The sequence below is a fragment of the Acinetobacter sp. YH01009 genome, assembly GCF_013420765.1.
Taxonomy (GTDB): Bacteria; Pseudomonadota; Gammaproteobacteria; order Pseudomonadales; family Moraxellaceae; genus Acinetobacter; species Acinetobacter amyesii.
The window spans coordinates 66,408-84,750 of the sequence record NZ_VOYE01000006.1; the positions used below are offsets into that span (position 1 = coordinate 66,408).

An 18,343-nucleotide genomic window follows, 5' to 3' on the forward strand; every position below is an offset into this window, starting at 1 on the left:
CTGATGCAATATAACTGCTAAAAATACGTTTTTTAACGATAAAATCTTACAATATCTATGCAATTTGTCAGAAAATGACATACAGTTTTTAAGTACAATTACGCAGAATAGATTCCCCTCAGAATCTCTGTGGTTTGGTCATGAAAAGTAGGAGTTTGTATGTCCAAGAGCGGCTTTGGTCAGATGTATCGAAAGCTTTCGAGTAAACTGCTTGACCTTGTGGTAACACCGCATGTTTTAGGTGAAGTCCCTGTAGAACCTGTAGTGACTGAAACCGATACAGATACCGGCGTACAGACAACGAAAATTACCTGCTACGTTCTGCAAAATCATTCACGGAGTAATGCTTTAATTGTCGATGGTGAAACCCGTCGTTTAAAGCTACACCCTGCACTCGACCCAATGACTGTGGGTACGCAAACAGAAAAAGCCTCTGTGGTGTTTTTACAACATCATGATGAAGACAACTTACTCAATCCACCGCCACATGCCTTTCCACCTCGTTTATTGCGTTTAATTGAGGTTTTGGAAAAAAATCCTGATGCGGATGTTGAGCTCGTTCCTGTAACCGTGCTGTGGGGTCGTGAACCCGATAAAGAAGATTCTTGGTTTAAATTATTATTTACCGATACATGGTCTACACCAAGCAAAGTGAAGCAGTTGGTCAATATTGGTTTGCACGGTCGTCAATCGTACCTTGAATTCCATGAACCACAGTCTTTGCGTCGTTTGGTTGAATATGCCAAAACTACACATCCAAACTTGTCACCTGCGACTTATATTGTCAGCACACTGAATGATTATTTAGATGCACAGCGTGAAGTAGTTTTGGGGCCGGATTTATCTGACCGTCGTAATGTGATGCACGGCCTGATCAAATCTACGGATGTGCAAGATGCGATTCGTCGTGAAAGCATTCGCAGTAAAATCAGTATGGTTGAAGCTGAACGTCGTGCGATTGGTTATTTAAATGAAATCATTTCTGACTATTCAGCCTCAACGGTTCGTTTTGCTGACTTAGCCCTGACTCGTCTGTGGACACAGCTTTATGATGGCGTCGAAGTACATAACTTCAGTACCGTTCGTGAACTAGCCAAAGACTACGAGATCATTTACACCCCATGTCATCGTAGCCATATCGACTATTTATTATTGTCTTATGTGATCTATAAACGTGGCTTGATGGTGCCGTACATTGCTGCGGGCGATAACTTAAACATGCCATTTGTCGGGCAAATTTTACGTGGCGGCGGCGCGTTCTTTATTCGTCGTTCATTCCGTGGCAATGGTCTCTACACCACCGTATTTAAAGAATACCTCTACAGTATTTTGGCGCGTAATACGCCGCTTGAATACTTCATCGAAGGTGGGCGTTCACGTACTGGTCGTTTATTACCACCGAAGACCGGCATGCTCGCCATGACTGTCCATGGTCATTTACGTAATCCAGCCAAACCGATCGTGTTCTTACCGACCTATATTGGTTATGAGCGTTTAATGGAAGGTGCGACCTACGTTGGCGAAATGAATGGTAAGCCGAAAGAGGGCGAATCGATCATCGGGATTATGAAAACTCTGCGTAAGATCGAACGTATTTTCGGTAAAGTGCATTTGAACTTTGGTGAGCCGGTTTTCCTTGATGATATGTTGAAACAGCATAATGCAAGCAACATCAAAATCGAGAAAAATGACGACCCAATTCCGCCAGAAGTTTCGGATGCCATTAACAGTTCTGCACACGTGATTTTAGAAAATATTAACCGTGCAGCAGTGGTGAACCCAGTTTCATTGCTTTCACTGATTTTATTGGCAACATCTAAACATACTTTAGATGAAGAGATTTGCATTAAGCAGTTAGATACCTATCGTGATCTTTTAACTGCCTTACCTTACGATGAGCGCATGCAAGTAACACCGCTGTCAGGTAAAGAAATCATTGCTTATGGTTTAAAACTCAAGCTGATTAAACGTGTTCATCATGTCCTTGGCGATATTATTGCCATTGCTGATAATCAAGCGGTGCTGTTAACCTACTTCCGCAACAACATCCTGCACGCATTTATTTTGCCATCACTCATTGCCGCTTTGGTTGAACATAATGGTTCTATTCGCCGTGGTGATTTAATTAATGTCATTCGTACACTGTATCCGTTCTTAAAAGCTGAGTTGTTCCTTAAATGGAATGATGAAGAACTTAAAGATCAGATCTGTGCGTATGCAGAAGTACTGATCAAAGCCAAGCTAATTTCTGAAGATGCAGAAGGCAACCTGATCTCCCCTGCGCCTAACTCAGAGCAGCACAATCAGTTAGTGGTCTTAGCTGCACCCGTGATGCAAAGTCTTGAGCGTTACTACATGACTTTGGCCTTAATCACACAACGTGGTTCGGGCAATATCTCTACGCGTCAGGTTGAAGAACTCAGTCACTTGGTTGGTCAACGTCTATCTGTGTTGTATGAATTTAACTCGCCTGAGTTCTTTGATAAGGCCTTATTCCAAAGCTTTATTAAAGTCTTAACCCAACAAGGTTATATCAGCACCAATGAAAACAACGCCATTGTGTTTGATGAAAATTTCCAAAATGTTGCGCAGTATGCCAACCTCGTTTTGGATGATGTGACCCTGCAAATGTTGCAGCACATTACAACCTTTAGTGATGAAGAGTTAAAAGAAGCACTAGATAAAGTTGCTGCGGAACAAGCTAAAAAGCGCTTGAAACGTAAGAAAAAATAAACGGTTCTGATTTTTTTCACTATAAAAGCAAAAGAATTTGAGCAAAATTAGGGACAAGTTGTAAAAAGCTTGTCTCTATTTTTTGGACTATACAAAAGTATTTAATATTTTCTTTTTTAAAATTAAGGTATGTACATTCCAAAATTTTGGATTTCCATTGGCTAGCGGTTTATTGCCTTTAAATTCATCGATATAAATAATATCAAAGTCCGCATCAAACAATTGTTTAAGCTCTTCCTGTTCAAAACCTATAAATTTTTCAGAAAAATTATTTACCCAATCATCATCTTTCCCTAATAGTTGTATGAGTAAAATGCCTTGCTCACTTAAGGATTCCTGCATTTTCTTTAAAACACTTTCAAGCGAATCCGTAGAACAAAAAAATAAACTGAATAAAGCAATAATTAAACTAGCTTTAGGAAAGCTATAGTCTTCAAAGGCCTGATTAGAAAATAAAAAATTCTTATTGTCTTTAAATTTACTTAGACAGATATTTTTAGCTTCAACAGTTGGATCAAATGCATATACTTTAAAATTATGACGGAGTAGAAATGATGATTCATTTCCTGCACCACAACCACAATCAATCGAGATCTTTGGTAAATTTTCAAAATAACTCAAAGCTTTTTCCAGAATCGGTCTATGGGGTAGATTCTAAGTAAGTTCAGCAAATGATTTTGTCATTATTTAATTTTTATCCTTTGAGATCCATCCGAAAATTTGAACAATACATGTTGTAAAAGACCTATCTTATTCATTTATAAAATTTCTTTTAATACTCACAAAGCTGCTCTGAATTTTATACGTCACGCCAATTTTACATACACATCACAATCAATCGTGCGCTAACTTAAAACCACTCTCCATCATCCGCGTTGCATAAATCTTTTTACCTGTTTCTACTTCACTCTCTAAAACCAATTCGGGTAAATGCATAGCTCTTTGCAATTCCAAGATTCGCTCATGCAAAGGTTGAGGTTGGTTATTAGTACAAATATATGATTTTTCAGGATGTTCCACGTGAAGTAGATGACACAGAAATTTTGCCAAATCATCGATATGTATTCGATTTGACCAATGAATATTGGGATAGCGATGAGTCGTTTCTGCCAGTTTCTGCATTCGTGTTGTCGATGTGCCATAAATCCCAGAGGGACGTACGATCACGCATTCGTTAGGAAATGCTTGTGTGTAGCGATGCTCCATTTCCAGTAACAACATGCCCTGCTCATCGATCGGATGTGGCACAGTGTCATCATCAATCCGCTCCCCCGCATGTTCACCATAGACACGAGTGGAAGACACCACGATTAAACGTTGTATTGGATGATGTGCTAATGCTTGAACAATCGGCTGTACAGAATCGACATAAGTGTGTCGGTAAGCATCCACAGCATTGAGTTGAGCATGACGTGCAGGAGCCAAAAGAACATAGACTACATCAATCGGTTGAACCTGCGACAAATCCAGTTGGTGAACATCTTGGATTAAATGTTCTGCAAAATCATCCTCTTTCGCACTACGACTCACTGTGGTAATTTGGTGACCTTGCTGAAATAATTGTTTAGCAACACGTTGCGATGTTTTACCATAACCGATAAATAGAATATGCATCAAACGACCTATTCTCAGAACTGATCCATTTAGATCATATAAACCGAAGTTGAGGGGACATGGCTGCCGTCCATCAATTGCAAGGGGTTGGCAATGCCGCCGCTGCTTTACTTGAAAAACTAAATATTTTCACGACAGATGATCTTTTGTTTCATCTGCCACGCGACTATGAAGATCGTAGCACGATCATCCCCATGAACCAATTAACCGTGGGCCGCAGTTATTTACTAGAAGGCACGGTCAAAAATATCGACTTCCCACCCGGTAAGCGTAAATCGATGGCCGCCCTTTTGGATGACGATTGTGGCAAAGTCACTTTACGTTTTTACCATATCTACAAAGGCATTACTGATCGGGTAAAACCGGGAAATCGTTTACGGATTTTTGGTGAAGTCCGTGTTGGTGCTCGTGGCTTAGAAATGTATCATCCTGAACTACAGGTGATTACTGAACACACGCCTTTACCTCAAACCCAACTCACTGCGATTTACCCTGCAACTGAAGGCTTAACACAGCCCAAACTGCGTGAATACGTCAAACAAGCACTACAGTTATATAGTGATGACTTACCTGAATTATTGCCAGAAAAATTCACCAATGGCTATGCCCTAAAACAAGCACTGGACTATATTCATCACCCCCCTGTCGATGCCAATATGTTGCAACTCAGCCAAGGTTCTCATCCTGCACAGCAACGTTTAATTTTCGAAGAATTGGTTGCCCATCAGGTCAGTTTGCTCAGCCGCCGTGCTTATATTCAACAAATCGAAGCACCGTCATTCTCTGCAAGTAAGAACTTCACCAAACAGCTTTTAAGTACACTACCGTTTGAAATGACCGGCGCACAAAAACGCGTGTCCAAAGAAATTGCGGTCGATCTGAAAAAGAACAAACCTATGCTGCGACTCGTACAAGGCGATGTAGGTGCAGGTAAAACCTTGGTTGCAGGCGTTGCAGCCTGTCATGCGCTTGAGGAAGGTTGGCAAGTGGCCATGATGGCGCCAACAGAAATTTTGGCCGAACAACATTATCTAAATTTCAAAAAATGGTTTGAGCCTATGGGACTGACCGTGTCCTGGCTTTCAGGCAAGCAAAAAGGTAAAGCTCGAGCTGCAGCAGAACAAAGTATTCAAGATGGTTCTGCTAATTTAGTGGTCGGCACACATGCTTTATTTCAAGACAATGTTCAATTTGCCAAATTGGGTTTAGTGATTATTGATGAGCAACACCGTTTTGGTGTCGATCAGCGTTTGGCACTTCGGAACAAAGGTCTCAATGGCATGACACCACATCAACTGGTGATGACAGCAACCCCTATTCCTCGTACCTTGGCGATGTCGGCTTATGGCGACTTAGACACCTCTGTCATTGATGAACTACCACCCGGTCGTACACCGATTCAAACGGTCACCATTCCACTGGATCGTCGTGAAGAAGTGCTACAGCGGATTGCCAGCAATTGTGCTGAAGGCAAACAAGCCTATTGGGTCTGTACCCTAGTGGAACAATCCGAAACCTTAGATGCTCAAGCCGCTGAAGCAACTTTTAATGAAATTAAAGAACGCTTCCCAGACCTCAATATTGGTCTGGTTCACGGCAAAATGAAGGCCGATGAAAAGCAAGCAGTGATGCAGCAATTTAAAAATAATGAATTGCAATTACTAATTGCAACCACCGTCATTGAAGTCGGTGTTGACGTCCCGAACGCCTCAATCATGGTGATTGAAAATGCAGAACGCCTAGGGCTTTCACAACTACATCAGCTACGTGGTCGTGTAGGGCGTGGTGCCAAAGCCAGTTTCTGTGCCTTGCTGTATAAAAATCCCTTGTCGCAAAATGGGCAAGAGCGTTTACGCATTATGCGCGAGACCAATGACGGCTTTATTATTGCTGAAAAAGATTTGGAAATTCGCGGCCCCGGTGAGCTCCTCGGCACTAAACAAACGGGCGATATGGGCTTTCGTGTAGCAAAATTAGAGCGAGATGACCATTTACTCAATCAGGCTCACTATGTGGCTCAACAAGTCCTGAATGACTATCCTGCACAGGCTCAAGCGCTTTTAAAACGATGGCTGCCGGAAGCTCCTCGATACGCCTATGTATAATAATTATTAGGATGACAGATCGATCATCCTAATTATACAGATTGGCTTGAACCAATAAGCTTGTCGAACAGGTTGCTGTGGTGTTGTGATTGCACTTCACCACGAACTGTGCAAAATACTCAAAAAAGAATGATTAGAATAAAAACATGCTCCAATCTATCCAACACTTCATCCAAAAAGGAATACAGAGCGTTTCCCCTTGCCTGCTCTGCGGTATCGATCGACAACAACATCATTCGCTTTGTACCGACTGCTGGGCACAACTGCCTTGGTTTAAACAAGCGGTTGATCGCCATGAACACAGCATCTCTTGTGCCTTTTACTATGATTTCCCTATAGATCGCATCATTCAAAGCTATAAGTATGAGCAACAATTGCACTATCAAAATTTACTGGCACAGAGCCTTTTAAGCTTGCGCTTAGCTAGGGTTCAAGCCATCGTCCCCATGCCTATTTCAGTAGAACGCCTTAAAGACCGTGGGTATAACCAAATGCTGCTCGTTGCACAGATGATGGCAAAGAAATTGCGCATCCCTGTTTGGCAACCGGTGATTCGTCAAGCACAGCACGCTCAAAAAGGTTTAAGTCGGCTAGAACGCCTAGAAAATATCGAACAACAATTTATTATCAACCCAACCGAAAAACGCCGTTTCCGTAAAGTCCTCATCATTGATGATGTGGTGACCACGGGGAGTTCAATCCATGCATTAAGTACGCTGTTACATCAGCTACATTGCACGCAGGTATATGTCGCATGCATTGCTGCGGCACAGCCTTAGTTTCTAACATCAACCACTAATAAAGAAACTGAGCAAGCTAAGCGGTTTAGCTTTCAGCAAGAGATCGCGCCTGCTGCTTCACCCAAGGAATCACCACCTCACGTGTTAAAGGTGCGAGTTTTGTTTGTTTATCATCTAAGCTGACCCATTGCATCGCTGCAATTTCCGCATCAATTTTCGGTTCGCCTTGCAACTGAACAAGATAGACATAACTCACCAATAGATGATCGGCTTCGTTGGCAGCTGCCGTTTCAAAACGACCAATGAATTGCTCAATCTGTGCAGCGCAGCCTATTTCTTCCTGAATTTCACGTAGCATGGTAATTTCAGGGGCTTCATTGGGTTCTAATTTACCACCCACTTGCATAAAGAATGCCGTGTGCTTTTTACGAACCACTAAGAGTTCATGCTGTTCATTTAAAATAATGGCTGCGGCAACGGTTATGGTTTTCATCAATCTTGTTCCAAATCCGCGATAAAGGCTGTACGTTCAACCATGCCCCATTTCGGCTCTGGCGCAGTGAAATGTTGAAATTTCTCAACAATCGTTTCAATATTATCTTCTGCAATTAAGCCTTCGATAAAACGCGGATGGGTAAAGCCTTTTTCTGCAGTTGTTTTTAGAAAATTCAATAAATCGTCATAAAAACCATCTACATTGAGAAAGGCACATGGCTTTAAATGAATGCCCAATTGAGCCCACGTCCACTGCTCAAAAATTTCCTCTAAAGTCCCTGCTCCACCTGGAATCGCTACAAATCCATCCGAGAGTTCAGACATTTTGGTTTTCCGTTGTTGCATATTTTCTACCACATGCAATTCGGTTAAATCTGGATGTGCCAATTCTTTATCGACCAGGACTTTTGGAATCACCCCAATGACTTGCCCGCCTGCACGCAAAGCACTATCTGCCACAACCCCCATCAAACCTGAACGACCACCACCATAGACCAGTGTGATGCCTTGTGCCGCCAAATGACGACCGACATTTTCAGCCACCTGTAAATAGGCAGGATTGTTACCAAGGGCGGAACCACAGAAAATTGCGATAGATTTCATTTATAATCACCATCAGATCAGGAACGCTATGCTGGAAAAATCAACTTTAAACAGATTTTTTCATAAAATAAGCATTAGAACAGTGTTTTTCAGCAAATCCTTGTCTAAAATACACCCATTCATTTTTAACTTACTGCGTAAGGGGAAAAGACAACATGCTTGAAGCCTTTTACGCCACAGAGCGCGGTAGCCTGGAAGATGTCACCATCAATGGTGACTTCGATTTACATCAGGATTTAGTCTGGCTCGATCTCATTGCCCCGTCTCAGGAAGAGCAGCAATGGATTATGGATGCCTATGATCAGAATTTACCTACATTAAAATCATTAGAAGATATTTCGTCGAGTGCACGATTCTACCGTGATGACGATGGTATTTTGCACATCAGCACCTATTTTTTAACGAAAAATAAAAATTTTCAGGTCGATGGCGAACCCGAAGAAAATGCCAGCACCTTAGCTACCGTGCAGACAGTTGCCTTTATTTTGCATAAAGAGCGCTTATTCACTTTACGGGGTGAAAAGCTGGTGGCTTTCCGTGCCTTTCGTGCCCGTGCGCGTCGTAATGACTATGAAATTGACTATAAAGATCCAACTTGGATTTTATTGGGTCTTTTAGAAGCCAAACTCGATGAGCTTGCGGATATCTTGGAAGATATCCACAAGGACTTAGAAAAGTATTCCACAGAAGTGCTGAATAACCGTCATCGTGAGATGATTTTAGACTTAGATGACATGATTACCCGACTTGCGCATTTAGAAGATATGCTCGGGAAAGCTCAGCTGTGTCTGATCGACTTACGTCGTGTTCTCACCTTCCTGTCACGTCCTCGGGCCTTGGGCAGTCATATTTATGATGCCGACATCCGAGAACTCAGTGAAGACGTGCGCTCTCTTGTTGAGCATGATGCTTTCTTGTTCCAAAAGGTTCGATTCTTACTGGATACCACCTCTGGGTTCATTAACACCGAACAGAATGATACGATTCGTCGATTCTCGATTTTACCAAGTATGCTTGCGCCACCGATGTTAGTGGCTAGCGTCTATGGGATGAACACCGATGTACTGCCCTTCGCACATGGTACAACCAGTTTTATCGTGGTCAGCTTAATCATCGTGGCATTCTTTATTGGCCCATTGATGTACTTCCGCTGGAAGAAATGGATTTAATCCGTTCCTATTGCGTAGACTTGCGAGAACTTCTTATCGCACTGCAATAAAAAAAGCACCTTACGGTGCTTTTTTTATTTAGATCAATTGCAAGTCATGCTCAAGATGACAGGCTTGAATAATCTTCATCATTTTTTCAGGGACTGCTTTAAACTGCAAACCTTGCGCTTTTGGCGTTTGACGTAACCAACGGACCAAAACAGCTAAAGCCAAAGTACTGCCATGCTCAAGCTCAGCAAGATTGACCACTAAGGGAAAAGCTTGCTGTTGTTGAATCAACTTCAAGCCGTCTTGATAATACAATTCGGCATTGTTGTAATCGATTTTGCCTGAAACCATCAATTCTTGTTGATGAAGTTTAATCACACATCACCTATCTTATTTTTTCTTGTCTAATGCTGCATCAGCATCAGGTTTGAAGTTCGCAATTGCTTTATCAATGTTACCGCCATTACGTTTTACAGTCGCCGCAAACTGATTACGGAATTGCAAGCCTAGGTCGATACCCGAAACGTTGATATTACGGATTTTCCATTGTGAACCTTTATCCGCCAACTGGAAAGAGACTGGAATTTTTTCACCGTTGTTATGGAAATCAATCGTTACAACAGGGTTCTTACTGTTCGACGCTTTATATGGACGCATGCTATACGTTTGGTTACTAAACTTGGCAAAAGCTGAACCATAGTTTTCGATCAGTGTTGCACGGAAGTTACGTTCAAACTGCGCACGTTGAGCCGCTGAGCTGTATTGATTCGTTGCATACGTACCCATCACGATACGTGTGAATGCTTGTGAATCAATATACGGGTCCAAGTTTTGACGAACAATCGTTTTCACAGCCGCAGGGTTATTTTGTAGTTTTGCGTGGTCTGCTTTTAAACGTGTAATGAGGCCATCAGCCACTTTTTTTACAAATGCAGGTGGTGCTTCGCTTGGAGCAGCAAAAGCTGTACCTGCCATCATAGTTGATAAGATACTTGCTGTAAGCGTATGTTTTAACAATGTGTTCACTTAATTTCTCCTAAAAATTATTCAACAAATGCAGGTTCTTCTGCCGTTGTTGTGTCAGCAGCTTCTGTTTTTTGTTCAGCTTCTGCTGTGCTGTCAGATTTGTTCCCTGCACCACCGGTCACAAATTTAGACACCAAATCTTCGATTTCCATCGTACCTTGGGTATTACCAATTTGGTCACCACGTTTTAAGAAGTTGACACCACCACCCGGTACAATTTTCAAATATTTCTCGCCCAATAAACCATTGGTTGCAACCATAATGTAAGCATCTTCATCGATATTGGTGATGGATTTCATGTTAGCAATCAGTTGCTGTTCCATTTCTTTTTGTTTCGCAGGTGTTGCTGCTTCATAGTCTGATGTGTAACGCAGCTCTTCGAGTGCATTCTTTTGCACTTCTTTTAATTGTTCTGCGTTATAAGAGGTTAATGAGCCATCCATAATCAGATGTGCTGTCACTAAACGCGTCACAGGATCGAGTTTCAATGATTCCACTTGACCAACTTTAACGCCACTTAAGGTGACTTTGGCGCGGGGTTTAATCCCGTTTACATTTTCAAATGTCGCGGTCAATTCATAACTGTCTTCGATGTTATTGCCGACCAAACCACTCACACGCATCGCCAAGAAGAAAATAGCGATAGCAAAAAGAATGACAAAAAAACCGACGGCCAGTTCACTCGTACGTGATTTCATTAAATACCTCCGAACATGACCGCAGTCAACACGAAATCTGATCCTAAAACACACAACGAAGAATACACGACAGTACGTGTGGTCGACGTTGCAATACCTTCTGAAGTTGGGACACAGGCATAACCCTGATAGACCGCAATCCAAGTACAAATTAATGCAAAAACAAAACTTTTGATGATGGTGCCATTAAAGACGTCTTTAAAGAATTGCACACTGTTCTCGATGCCACTCCAATAAGAGCCTTCATCTGCACCCAGAAAATCAACACCCACCAATTTACCACCCATGATGCCGACCGCAGCGAAAATCACCGACAACATTGGCAAGCTAAAAATACCAGCCCAAAGTCGAGGCGAGATCACTCGTTTTAATGGATCGACCCCGATCATTTCCATACTCGACAACTGCTCAGTGGCTTTCATCAAACCAATTTCAGCCGTTAAAGCTGAACCTGCACGACCTGCAAAGAGTAAAGCCGCAACCACAGGTGCAAGTTCACGCAATAAAGTCAGTGCAACTGCGGTGCCGAGCATCGCTTCACTACCAAAGGTCGACAGAATGCTATACATCTGCAAACCCAGTACTGAGCCAATAAATAAGCCAGATACCACAATAATCAGTAATGAAAGCACACCAACACGGTACATCTGATAAATAAACAATTTCACGCCAAGTAAAGTCGGCATGGAAAAAAGAATCTGCAGCAACATAATGGTTGCTACGCCGATTCCTCGAACACGTTCAATGACGCGTCTACCTAATGCGGCAATAGCATTCATGAACGAACCTCATGATTTAAATAGGGCTGATGACTGAATTGATAATCGACCGGACCTTCTACCGAACCCGTCAAGAACTGCTTCACAAAAGGCGAAGCATGTGCTTTTAACTGCTCAGGTGTTCCCTCGCCCTGCACTTTCCCTTCAGCTACCACGTAGATGTAATCTGCAATTGATAATGTTTCAGCCACATCATGCGAAACAATAATCGTGGTTAGATCTAAAGCTTCACGTAGCGAACGAATCAAGCGAGTTAATACCCCCATCACAATCGGGTCTTGCCCTGCAAAGGGTTCGTCATACATGATCAGCTCAGGATCGAGTGCAATTGCACGGGCCAAAGCCACACGACGATTCATACCACCTGAAAGTTCAGAGGGCATCATTTGTTCTGCACCACGTAAACCAACCGACTCTAATTTCAACGCAACAATTTCAGCGATCAAATGCTCTGGCAACTTGGTATGCGCACGAATTGGAAAGGCTACGTTTTCATATACCGACATATCGGTAAATAATGCGCCGCTCTGAAACAACATCCCCATACGCGCACGCGCAGCGAAGAGCTCCTGACGTGACATCTGTGCAATGTTTTGCCCATCAAGCAACACTTCTCCATTATCGGGAGTCAATTGACCACCAATTAAACGGAGTAAAGTCGTTTTACCTGTACCAGATGGACCCATAATTGCAGTGATCTGACCACGACGAATTTTTAAACTGACATTGTCATAAATGACGCGCTCTCCTCGCTTAAAACTCAGGTTTTTCACTTCGATCAGTGCCTGAGTCTGAGAAGACGTTTGATTATTCATAGCTGAGGATTTTCCTGCATTTTTTTCAGCATGCATACTATAAAGGATTGAAGTTTAAAATGTTACCATTGCATGAGCGCATATCCCTGCATTCCATCAGGTAAATTGTTTTTTATTATTAATGCGATTTTATAGAGGGTGTTTTCAACCCAAAAGAAGAATTTAGTTAAAATAATTGTATATATAGTAAACGATATTACACAATAAGAGTGTCAAACCGATATAAGGCATAAGTACCTCGATCATCACTGTACGCATATTTGCCAACGCGTTTCCGTTCATATTAATTATCATTAAACACATAAAGTTTGATCAAGTATACATTTTTCTGATTAAAAAGCTAATTTAAATCCATAAAAAAAACCGGTGTTTCCACCGGTTTTTTCGATATTTCTTTCGAAATTCAATTAGTCATTGAATTTACGACGTGGACGGTCTTCACCGAAAGTGCGTTCGCCACGTGGTTTATCATCACCAAAACGTTTTGGACGGTCATCGCCGAAACGTTTTGGACGATCTTCACCAAATGAACGTTGAGGACGGTCACCGTTGAATTCACGACGTGGACGATCTTCACCAAATGAACGTTTTGGACGATCGCCATAACCTTCACGAGCTGGTTTATAATCTACACGGTTACCACGGTTGTCATCGTTAGAACGACGGTCAAAACCACCTTCACGACGTGGACGATCGCTGTTAAATTCGCGACGTGGACGATCTTCAAAACCGCCTTCACGACGTGGACGATCGTTGTTAAATTCGCGACGTGGACGATCTTCGAAACCGCCTTCACGACGTGGACGATCGTTGTTAAATTCGCGACGTGGACGATCTTCGAAACCACCTTCACGACGTGGACGATCGTTGTTGTATTCGCGACGTGGACGATCTTCGCCACCGAATGAACGACGTTCGCCATCACGGTTGCCTTCACGACGTTTGAAGTTTGATTCACCTTCAAAACGACGACCGCCACCGAAACCACCACGACCACTGCGACCGCCATCACGACGACCACGACCGCCATCACGGCTACCACGTGCAGGAGGTGGAGATGGCTCAAGACCTTCAATTTCAGATACATTTAAACGTGCATCTAAGAAGTCTTCTAAAGCACGGATTTTACCGCGTTCACGGTAAGTCGCTAAAGTAATCGCGTTACCAGTACGGCCCGCACGACCTGTACGACCGATACGGTGTACATAGTCTTCGTTCTTCATTGGAAGACCGAAGTTAATTACGTGAGAAATAGTTGGTACGTCTAGACCACGTGCAGCAACGTCAGTCGCAACTAAGATTTTTGCACGACCTTCACGAATGCTACGTAAACGACGGTTACGTACAGTTTGTGGCATTGCACCGTGAAGAGCGACAACTGAGTGACCTGCTTCTGCAAGTTCTTCAGCCAACATATCTGTATCTTCTTGAGTAGATGCGAATACAACTGCTTGGTCTACAGACTCATCAGATAACCAGTGAGTCAAAAGTTTTTTCTTGTGTTCGAAACCGTCAGTCCAGTGAAGTGTCTGAGTAATGTCAGTATTTGTAGAATGACCAGTTTCAATCGCAATACGCTGTGGATCATTCATCATGCGTTCTGCAAGTGTAATGATACGCAGCGCAAATGTTGCAGAGAACATTAATGTTTGTTTACGGTTAGCAGCCAAGTCGCTGATCGCTTCTAGGTCTTCAGAGAAACCTAAGTCAAGCATACGGTCAGCTTCGTCAACAATTAACGCATCAACGTTGTCTAATTTAATTTGACGACGGTTAACCAAGTCAAGTAAACGACCTGGAGTCGCTACGACAACTTGTGCACCTTTAAGCTGTTGGATTTGTTTACCGAAAGGCATACCACCCATAATTGCAGCAATACGAACACCTTTCATGTGACGTACTAAAGCAATTGCGTCTTGGCTAACCTGTTGAGCCAATTCACGTGTAGGGCAAAGTACAAGAATAGACGGTGCAGTTACCGCTTTCATGCGCTCTTTGAAAGACATCAATGTGTCTTGACCAGCCAAAGCATTCACAGTTGGGAGTAAGAATGCAGCAGTTTTACCAGAACCAGTTTGGCTTGATACAAGAAGGTCTTTACCTTCTAATGCAGCTGGAATTGATTGTTCTTGCACTGGAGTCGGAGTAGTAAAACCTAGACCTTGTAATGCTAGTTGTAACGACTCATGTAAAGGAAAATCAGCAAAAGTTTTGCTCATAGAGTATTTCACCCCAAAAATGGGTGCTCCATTAAAAATATAAATTCAGATGGACATCGGCAAAAAGCGGCACAGCAAAAGACGCTGAAAATATAGAATCAGCGGCGATCCGAGAACGACGATGCGTATAACGCACACATGATTACAGCCGCAACCTGAAGGAATCGCTTAGCGATTGGGTGGGGCGCGAAATATCGTCCTCTCTTTGGACCGGAACGCGCATACACAATGATAGAAGAGAATGTTCAGGTAATGAACGAAATTTAGTGCGTGCGGGGATTATAGCAGAAAGTTTTTAAATGTCACCTGTTTTAGTCAACTTCAGAATATTTTTTGTAAGAAGCTTTAAATTATAGGTGTTTAAGCCATTATTTTTGACCGATTAGACAAAAATAAAGCCCTCATAAAGAGGGCTTTATTTCATTATTCTGTCAATAAACTCGAACTAAGCGTTCTATTATTTAGCAGCTTCACCCCAAGCTGGAACAACAGCTTGCATAAGCGGTTTAAGCATTTTCATAGAACATGCAAGTACTTGACCATTGTCCATTGAGTCGTTACCACCACGAGCATCAACCACAGTACCACCCGCTTCTTTCACAATAAGTTCACCCGCAGCGATGTCCCAAGGTTTCAAACCAAGTTCGAAATAACCATCGAAACGACCGGCAGCAACATATGCTAGATCAAGAGCAGCAGAACCTGAACGACGGTATTGAGCACCGGCTTCAGTCACATTTAACAATGAGTTGAAATGGTTTTTCGCATAAGAAACCACTTCGCCATTACGAATTTTACGATACGCATGACCCACTGAAAGGAAAGTGTTTTCTAAGCTGTCTTTTACATTTACACGAATACGGCGTTGATTCATCATCGCACCGCGACCACGGCTTGCAGAGAACAACTCATCTTTCACAGGGTCATAAATAACACCGTGTTGAGTTACACCTTTATGTTGAACTGCAATAGAGATACAGAAATGTGGAACACCATTGACAAAGTTTAATGTGCCATCAAGTGGGTCGATGATCCAACACCAATCAGCGTCGTGACCTTTGCCTTCTTGAAGACCAAACTCTTCGCCTAGGAAACTGTGATTTTTATAGCTTTTACGTAGGGTATCGATAGTCAATTGTTCCAAATAACGGTCTACACGCGTTACTGGACCATCAATTCCTTTTTCTTCGACTTGTAGATCGAGTTTATGACGATTTTGATGCGCTTTTAAAAGCTCTTGACCAACTAATTGAGCCGCACGCGCAGCCATAACCACCATAGGTTCCATTGAACACCCACTACAAATTTGAAGATACTGATAAAGAATAATGCATAAAAGCCCTTATATCTTATCAAATATAAGGGCTTTTAGGGAAAAAATGTTTCTAAAAATTAGAAATTCAACAAACCACTGTTTGCTTATGTTTTAGCCAGCTCTGTGTCACTGAAGCGCCAATGCCTTCAGCATCCAGTCCAGCCTGATGCAACATTTGAGCATGTGTTGCTTGATGCATGAACTCGTCAGCCAAACCTAAATTCAGCACAGGCTTAACCACGCCTGCTTGGGCTAAATATTCATTTACTGCACTGCCCGCACCCGCCATGACTGCATGCTCTTCAACTGTCACAAATAGTTGCGTACTTGCTGCGATTTGATCGATCAACTGTGTATCTAATGGCTTCACGAAGCGCATATTAATCACACGTACAGCCACATCTAGCTTTGTCGCTAAAGCCTGCCCTGCCTCTAGTGCCGCTTGAACACGACTACCAAAAGTCAGTATAGAAATGGTGTCATCTTGCTGATCATTGAAGTTTGCAACAATTTCACCACGGCCAATTTCAAGCTCAATCATCTCTTGCTGAATCTCAACACCCAGTCCATTACCACGTGGGTAACGTACCGCCGCTGGGCCTTTATACAAATAAGCCGTATGCAACATTTGACGACATTCATTTTCGTCTTTCGGCGCCATGATCACCATGTTTGGCACGGTACGCATAAAGGCATAATCATATGCACCGGCATGCGTTGGGCCATCTTCACCAACCAAACCTGCACGGTCGATACCAAATGTCACATCAAGATTTTGCAAAGCGACGTCATGAATCAGCTGGTCATAACCACGTTGTAAGAAGGTTGAATAGATTGCAACAACCGGTTTTACCCCTTCACAGGCCATACCCGCAGCCAAAGTCACCGCATGTTGTTCTGCAATGGCAACATCAAAGAAGCGCTCAGGGAACTGCTTGGCAAATTGCACCATGCCTGAGCCTTCACACATCGCTGGAGTAATCGCCAATAAACGATCATCCTGTGCAGCTTCATCACATAACCACTGACCAAAAACATCTGAATATTTCGGTGCAGTTGCCACTGCAACGGGTGCATTCACTTTACTGATGGCATGGTATTTGATTTGATCTGCTTCGGCAGGTGCAAAGCCTTTACCTTTTTTGGTATAGACATGCACTAAACGTGGGCCTGTGCGTTTTTTTAAGGCTTCAAACACATGTGTTAATTGTTCAACATCGTGCCCATCAAAAGGACCAAAGTAGTTAAAGCCAATGGCTTTAAATAAGTTATCTGCAGCATCGGTCGCAGCACAATGTAGGCGTGAGTTATACGCCCATTCAGGATGCGGTTGAATATAGGCTTCGCCATTTTCAGAAATATTCACCGATTGACCACTTTCCCAAATCGCAGCCAAATGCTTAGCAAAACCACCAGTACTGCATGAGATCGACATATCGTTGTCGTTCAATACCACCATGAGGTCAGCATTGTGTGCCACCGCATCGTTCATGGCTTCAAAAGCCATGCCCGCTGTCATCGCGCCATCACCCACGATTGCAACCACATGACAGGGATCTTGCTTGAAGCGACGTGCCAATGACATCCCAAGACCAGCAGAAATCGCTGTTGATGAATGGCCTACGCCAAAGGTGTCAAATTCAGATTCTTCACGGGCAGGAAACGCAGCCAAACCATCTTTGGCACGAATCGTCACTAATTGTTCACGACGACCGGTCAAGGCTTTATGCGGATAGGCTTGATGACCCACATCCCAAATCAGACGATCACGTGGCGTTTCAAAACAGTAATGTAATGCCACGGTTAATTCGATCACCCCAAGATTGGCACCAAAATGCCCACCACTTTGTCCGGCCGCATACAAAATAAATTGACGTAACTCATCCGCCACTTGCTCTAATTGGCTGCGCTCGAGTAAACGAAGTTGTTGAGGATGGTTAATCGTATCCAGCAACGGTGTTACAGGGCGTTGAGATGGTATTTCTTTATACAGCATAATGTGGCAAAGCCTTCTAAAGCCTGGCAAATTCCTAAGCTCGGTCTA

General features: G+C 42.9%; 16 protein-coding genes. 4 read left to right on the forward strand and 12 right to left on the reverse strand.

Going from position 1 to position 18,343, the window contains the following annotated elements; all coding sequences use genetic code 11:
* Positions 1–159 precede the first annotated feature (159 nt).
* Positions 160–2,733: a glycerol-3-phosphate 1-O-acyltransferase PlsB gene (gene plsB, locus FTT76_RS07980; RefSeq protein ID WP_180059174.1), complete on the forward strand. Its 2,574-nt coding sequence runs from the start codon at positions 160–162 to the stop codon at positions 2,731–2,733.
* A gap of 87 nt (positions 2,734–2,820) precedes the next feature.
* On the opposite strand, the gene FTT76_RS07985 is transcribed toward plsB, so the two are convergent.
* Entirely contained in the window at positions 2,821–3,369 is a 549-nt protein-coding gene (locus tag FTT76_RS07985) for a methyltransferase domain-containing protein (RefSeq protein ID WP_373685436.1), read from the reverse strand.
* A 198-nt stretch (positions 3,370–3,567) separates the two neighbouring features.
* The gene (locus tag FTT76_RS07990; RefSeq protein WP_180021597.1) at positions 3,568–4,347 is read right to left on the reverse strand and encodes an NAD-dependent epimerase/dehydratase family protein; all 780 of its coding nucleotides are present in this window, start codon (positions 4,345–4,347) and stop codon (positions 3,568–3,570) included.
* 59 nt (positions 4,348–4,406) lie between these two features.
* Between FTT76_RS07990 and recG the strand changes: the two genes are divergently transcribed.
* Positions 4,407–6,452 carry an ATP-dependent DNA helicase RecG gene (recG, locus tag FTT76_RS07995; RefSeq protein WP_180003443.1) on the forward strand — a complete coding sequence of 682 codons (2,046 nt, stop codon included), beginning with the start codon at positions 4,407–4,409 and terminating at the stop codon, positions 6,450–6,452.
* A 146-nt stretch (positions 6,453–6,598) separates the two neighbouring features.
* Positions 6,599–7,231: a ComF family protein gene (locus FTT76_RS08000; RefSeq protein ID WP_180026062.1), complete on the forward strand. Its 633-nt coding sequence runs from the start codon at positions 6,599–6,601 to the stop codon at positions 7,229–7,231.
* 46 nt (positions 7,232–7,277) lie between these two features.
* On the opposite strand, the gene FTT76_RS08005 is transcribed toward FTT76_RS08000, so the two are convergent.
* Together FTT76_RS08005 and FTT76_RS08010 are read right to left on the reverse strand one after the other, a co-directional pair.
* On the reverse strand, positions 7,278–7,685 hold the full coding sequence (locus FTT76_RS08005; protein ID WP_180026063.1) for an NUDIX domain-containing protein: 408 nt from the start codon (positions 7,683–7,685) through the stop codon (positions 7,278–7,280).
* Positions 7,685–8,290, reverse strand: coding sequence for a TIGR00730 family Rossman fold protein (locus tag FTT76_RS08010; RefSeq protein WP_180026064.1), 606 nt, complete (start codon positions 8,288–8,290; stop codon positions 7,685–7,687). Before FTT76_RS08010 ends, FTT76_RS08005 begins: the two co-directional genes overlap by 1 nt.
* Positions 8,291–8,445: 155 nt before the next feature.
* Between FTT76_RS08010 and FTT76_RS08015 the strand changes: the two genes are divergently transcribed.
* The gene (locus FTT76_RS08015) at positions 8,446–9,459 is read left to right on the forward strand and encodes a CorA family divalent cation transporter (protein WP_078189297.1); all 1,014 of its coding nucleotides are present in this window, start codon (positions 8,446–8,448) and stop codon (positions 9,457–9,459) included.
* Between the two features lie 78 nt (positions 9,460–9,537).
* Here FTT76_RS08015 and FTT76_RS08020 read toward each other — a convergent pair whose 3' ends face one another.
* The 8 genes from FTT76_RS08020 to dxs all read right to left on the reverse strand — a co-directional run bounded on the left by FTT76_RS08020 (position 9,538) and on the right by dxs (position 18,295).
* Positions 9,538–9,798, reverse strand: coding sequence for a lipid asymmetry maintenance protein MlaB (locus FTT76_RS08020; protein ID WP_218945760.1), 261 nt, complete (start codon positions 9,796–9,798; stop codon positions 9,538–9,540).
* Between the two features lie 39 nt (positions 9,799–9,837).
* The gene (locus FTT76_RS08025; RefSeq protein ID WP_078189299.1) at positions 9,838–10,473 is read right to left on the reverse strand and encodes a phospholipid-binding protein MlaC; all 636 of its coding nucleotides are present in this window, start codon (positions 10,471–10,473) and stop codon (positions 9,838–9,840) included.
* A 17-nt stretch (positions 10,474–10,490) separates the two neighbouring features.
* A complete protein-coding gene (locus tag FTT76_RS08030; RefSeq protein WP_078189300.1) occupies positions 10,491–11,171 on the reverse strand; it encodes an outer membrane lipid asymmetry maintenance protein MlaD in 681 nt (226 codons plus the stop codon).
* On the reverse strand, positions 11,171–11,950 hold the full coding sequence (mlaE, locus tag FTT76_RS08035; RefSeq protein WP_078189301.1) for a lipid asymmetry maintenance ABC transporter permease subunit MlaE: 780 nt from the start codon (positions 11,948–11,950) through the stop codon (positions 11,171–11,173). Before mlaE ends, FTT76_RS08030 begins: the two co-directional genes overlap by 1 nt.
* Positions 11,947–12,765, reverse strand: coding sequence for an ABC transporter ATP-binding protein (locus FTT76_RS08040; RefSeq protein WP_168379103.1), 819 nt, complete (start codon positions 12,763–12,765; stop codon positions 11,947–11,949). The genes mlaE and FTT76_RS08040 overlap by 4 nt, the downstream gene beginning before the upstream one ends.
* A gap of 407 nt (positions 12,766–13,172) precedes the next feature.
* Positions 13,173–14,984 (reverse strand): DEAD/DEAH box helicase, encoded by a 1,812-nt coding sequence (locus tag FTT76_RS08045; protein WP_180190371.1) that lies wholly within the window; start codon positions 14,982–14,984, stop codon positions 13,173–13,175.
* 457 nt (positions 14,985–15,441) lie between these two features.
* Complete coding sequence (locus FTT76_RS08050) at positions 15,442–16,272, reverse strand: inositol monophosphatase family protein (RefSeq protein WP_078189303.1); 831 nt, start codon at positions 16,270–16,272, stop codon at positions 15,442–15,444.
* A 112-nt stretch (positions 16,273–16,384) separates the two neighbouring features.
* Positions 16,385–18,295, reverse strand: coding sequence for a 1-deoxy-D-xylulose-5-phosphate synthase (gene dxs / locus FTT76_RS08055; protein WP_180190372.1), 1,911 nt, complete (start codon positions 18,293–18,295; stop codon positions 16,385–16,387).
* Positions 18,296–18,343: the final 48 nt, after the last annotated feature.

Coding starts and splice junctions, on each gene's coding strand:
- FTT76_RS08030 (WP_078189300.1), bottom strand. CDS start 11,171: ATGAAATCACGTACGAGTGAACTGGCCGTCGGTTTTTTTGTCATTCTT.
- FTT76_RS08005 (WP_180026063.1), bottom strand. CDS start 7,685: ATGAAAACCATAACCGTTGCCGCAGCCATTATTTTAAATGAACAGCAT.
- FTT76_RS08050 (WP_078189303.1), bottom strand. CDS start 16,272: ATGGAACCTATGGTGGTTATGGCTGCGCGTGCGGCTCAATTAGTTGGT.
- FTT76_RS08015 (WP_078189297.1), top strand. CDS start 8,446: ATGCTTGAAGCCTTTTACGCCACAGAGCGCGGTAGCCTGGAAGATGTC.
- recG (WP_180003443.1), top strand. CDS start 4,407: ATGGCTGCCGTCCATCAATTGCAAGGGGTTGGCAATGCCGCCGCTGCT.
- FTT76_RS08010 (WP_180026064.1), bottom strand. CDS start 8,290: ATGAAATCTATCGCAATTTTCTGTGGTTCCGCCCTTGGTAACAATCCT.
- FTT76_RS08020 (WP_218945760.1), bottom strand. CDS start 9,798: ATGGTTTCAGGCAAAATCGATTACAACAATGCCGAATTGTATTATCAA.
- dxs (WP_180190372.1), bottom strand. CDS start 18,295: ATGCTGTATAAAGAAATACCATCTCAACGCCCTGTAACACCGTTGCTG.
- FTT76_RS08000 (WP_180026062.1), top strand. CDS start 6,599: ATGCTCCAATCTATCCAACACTTCATCCAAAAAGGAATACAGAGCGTT.
- plsB (WP_180059174.1), top strand. CDS start 160: ATGTCCAAGAGCGGCTTTGGTCAGATGTATCGAAAGCTTTCGAGTAAA.
- FTT76_RS08040 (WP_168379103.1), bottom strand. CDS start 12,765: ATGAATAATCAAACGTCTTCTCAGACTCAGGCACTGATCGAAGTGAAA.
- FTT76_RS07990 (WP_180021597.1), bottom strand. CDS start 4,347: ATGCATATTCTATTTATCGGTTATGGTAAAACATCGCAACGTGTTGCT.
- mlaE (WP_078189301.1), bottom strand. CDS start 11,950: ATGAATGCTATTGCCGCATTAGGTAGACGCGTCATTGAACGTGTTCGA.
- FTT76_RS08045 (WP_180190371.1), bottom strand. CDS start 14,984: ATGAGCAAAACTTTTGCTGATTTTCCTTTACATGAGTCGTTACAACTA.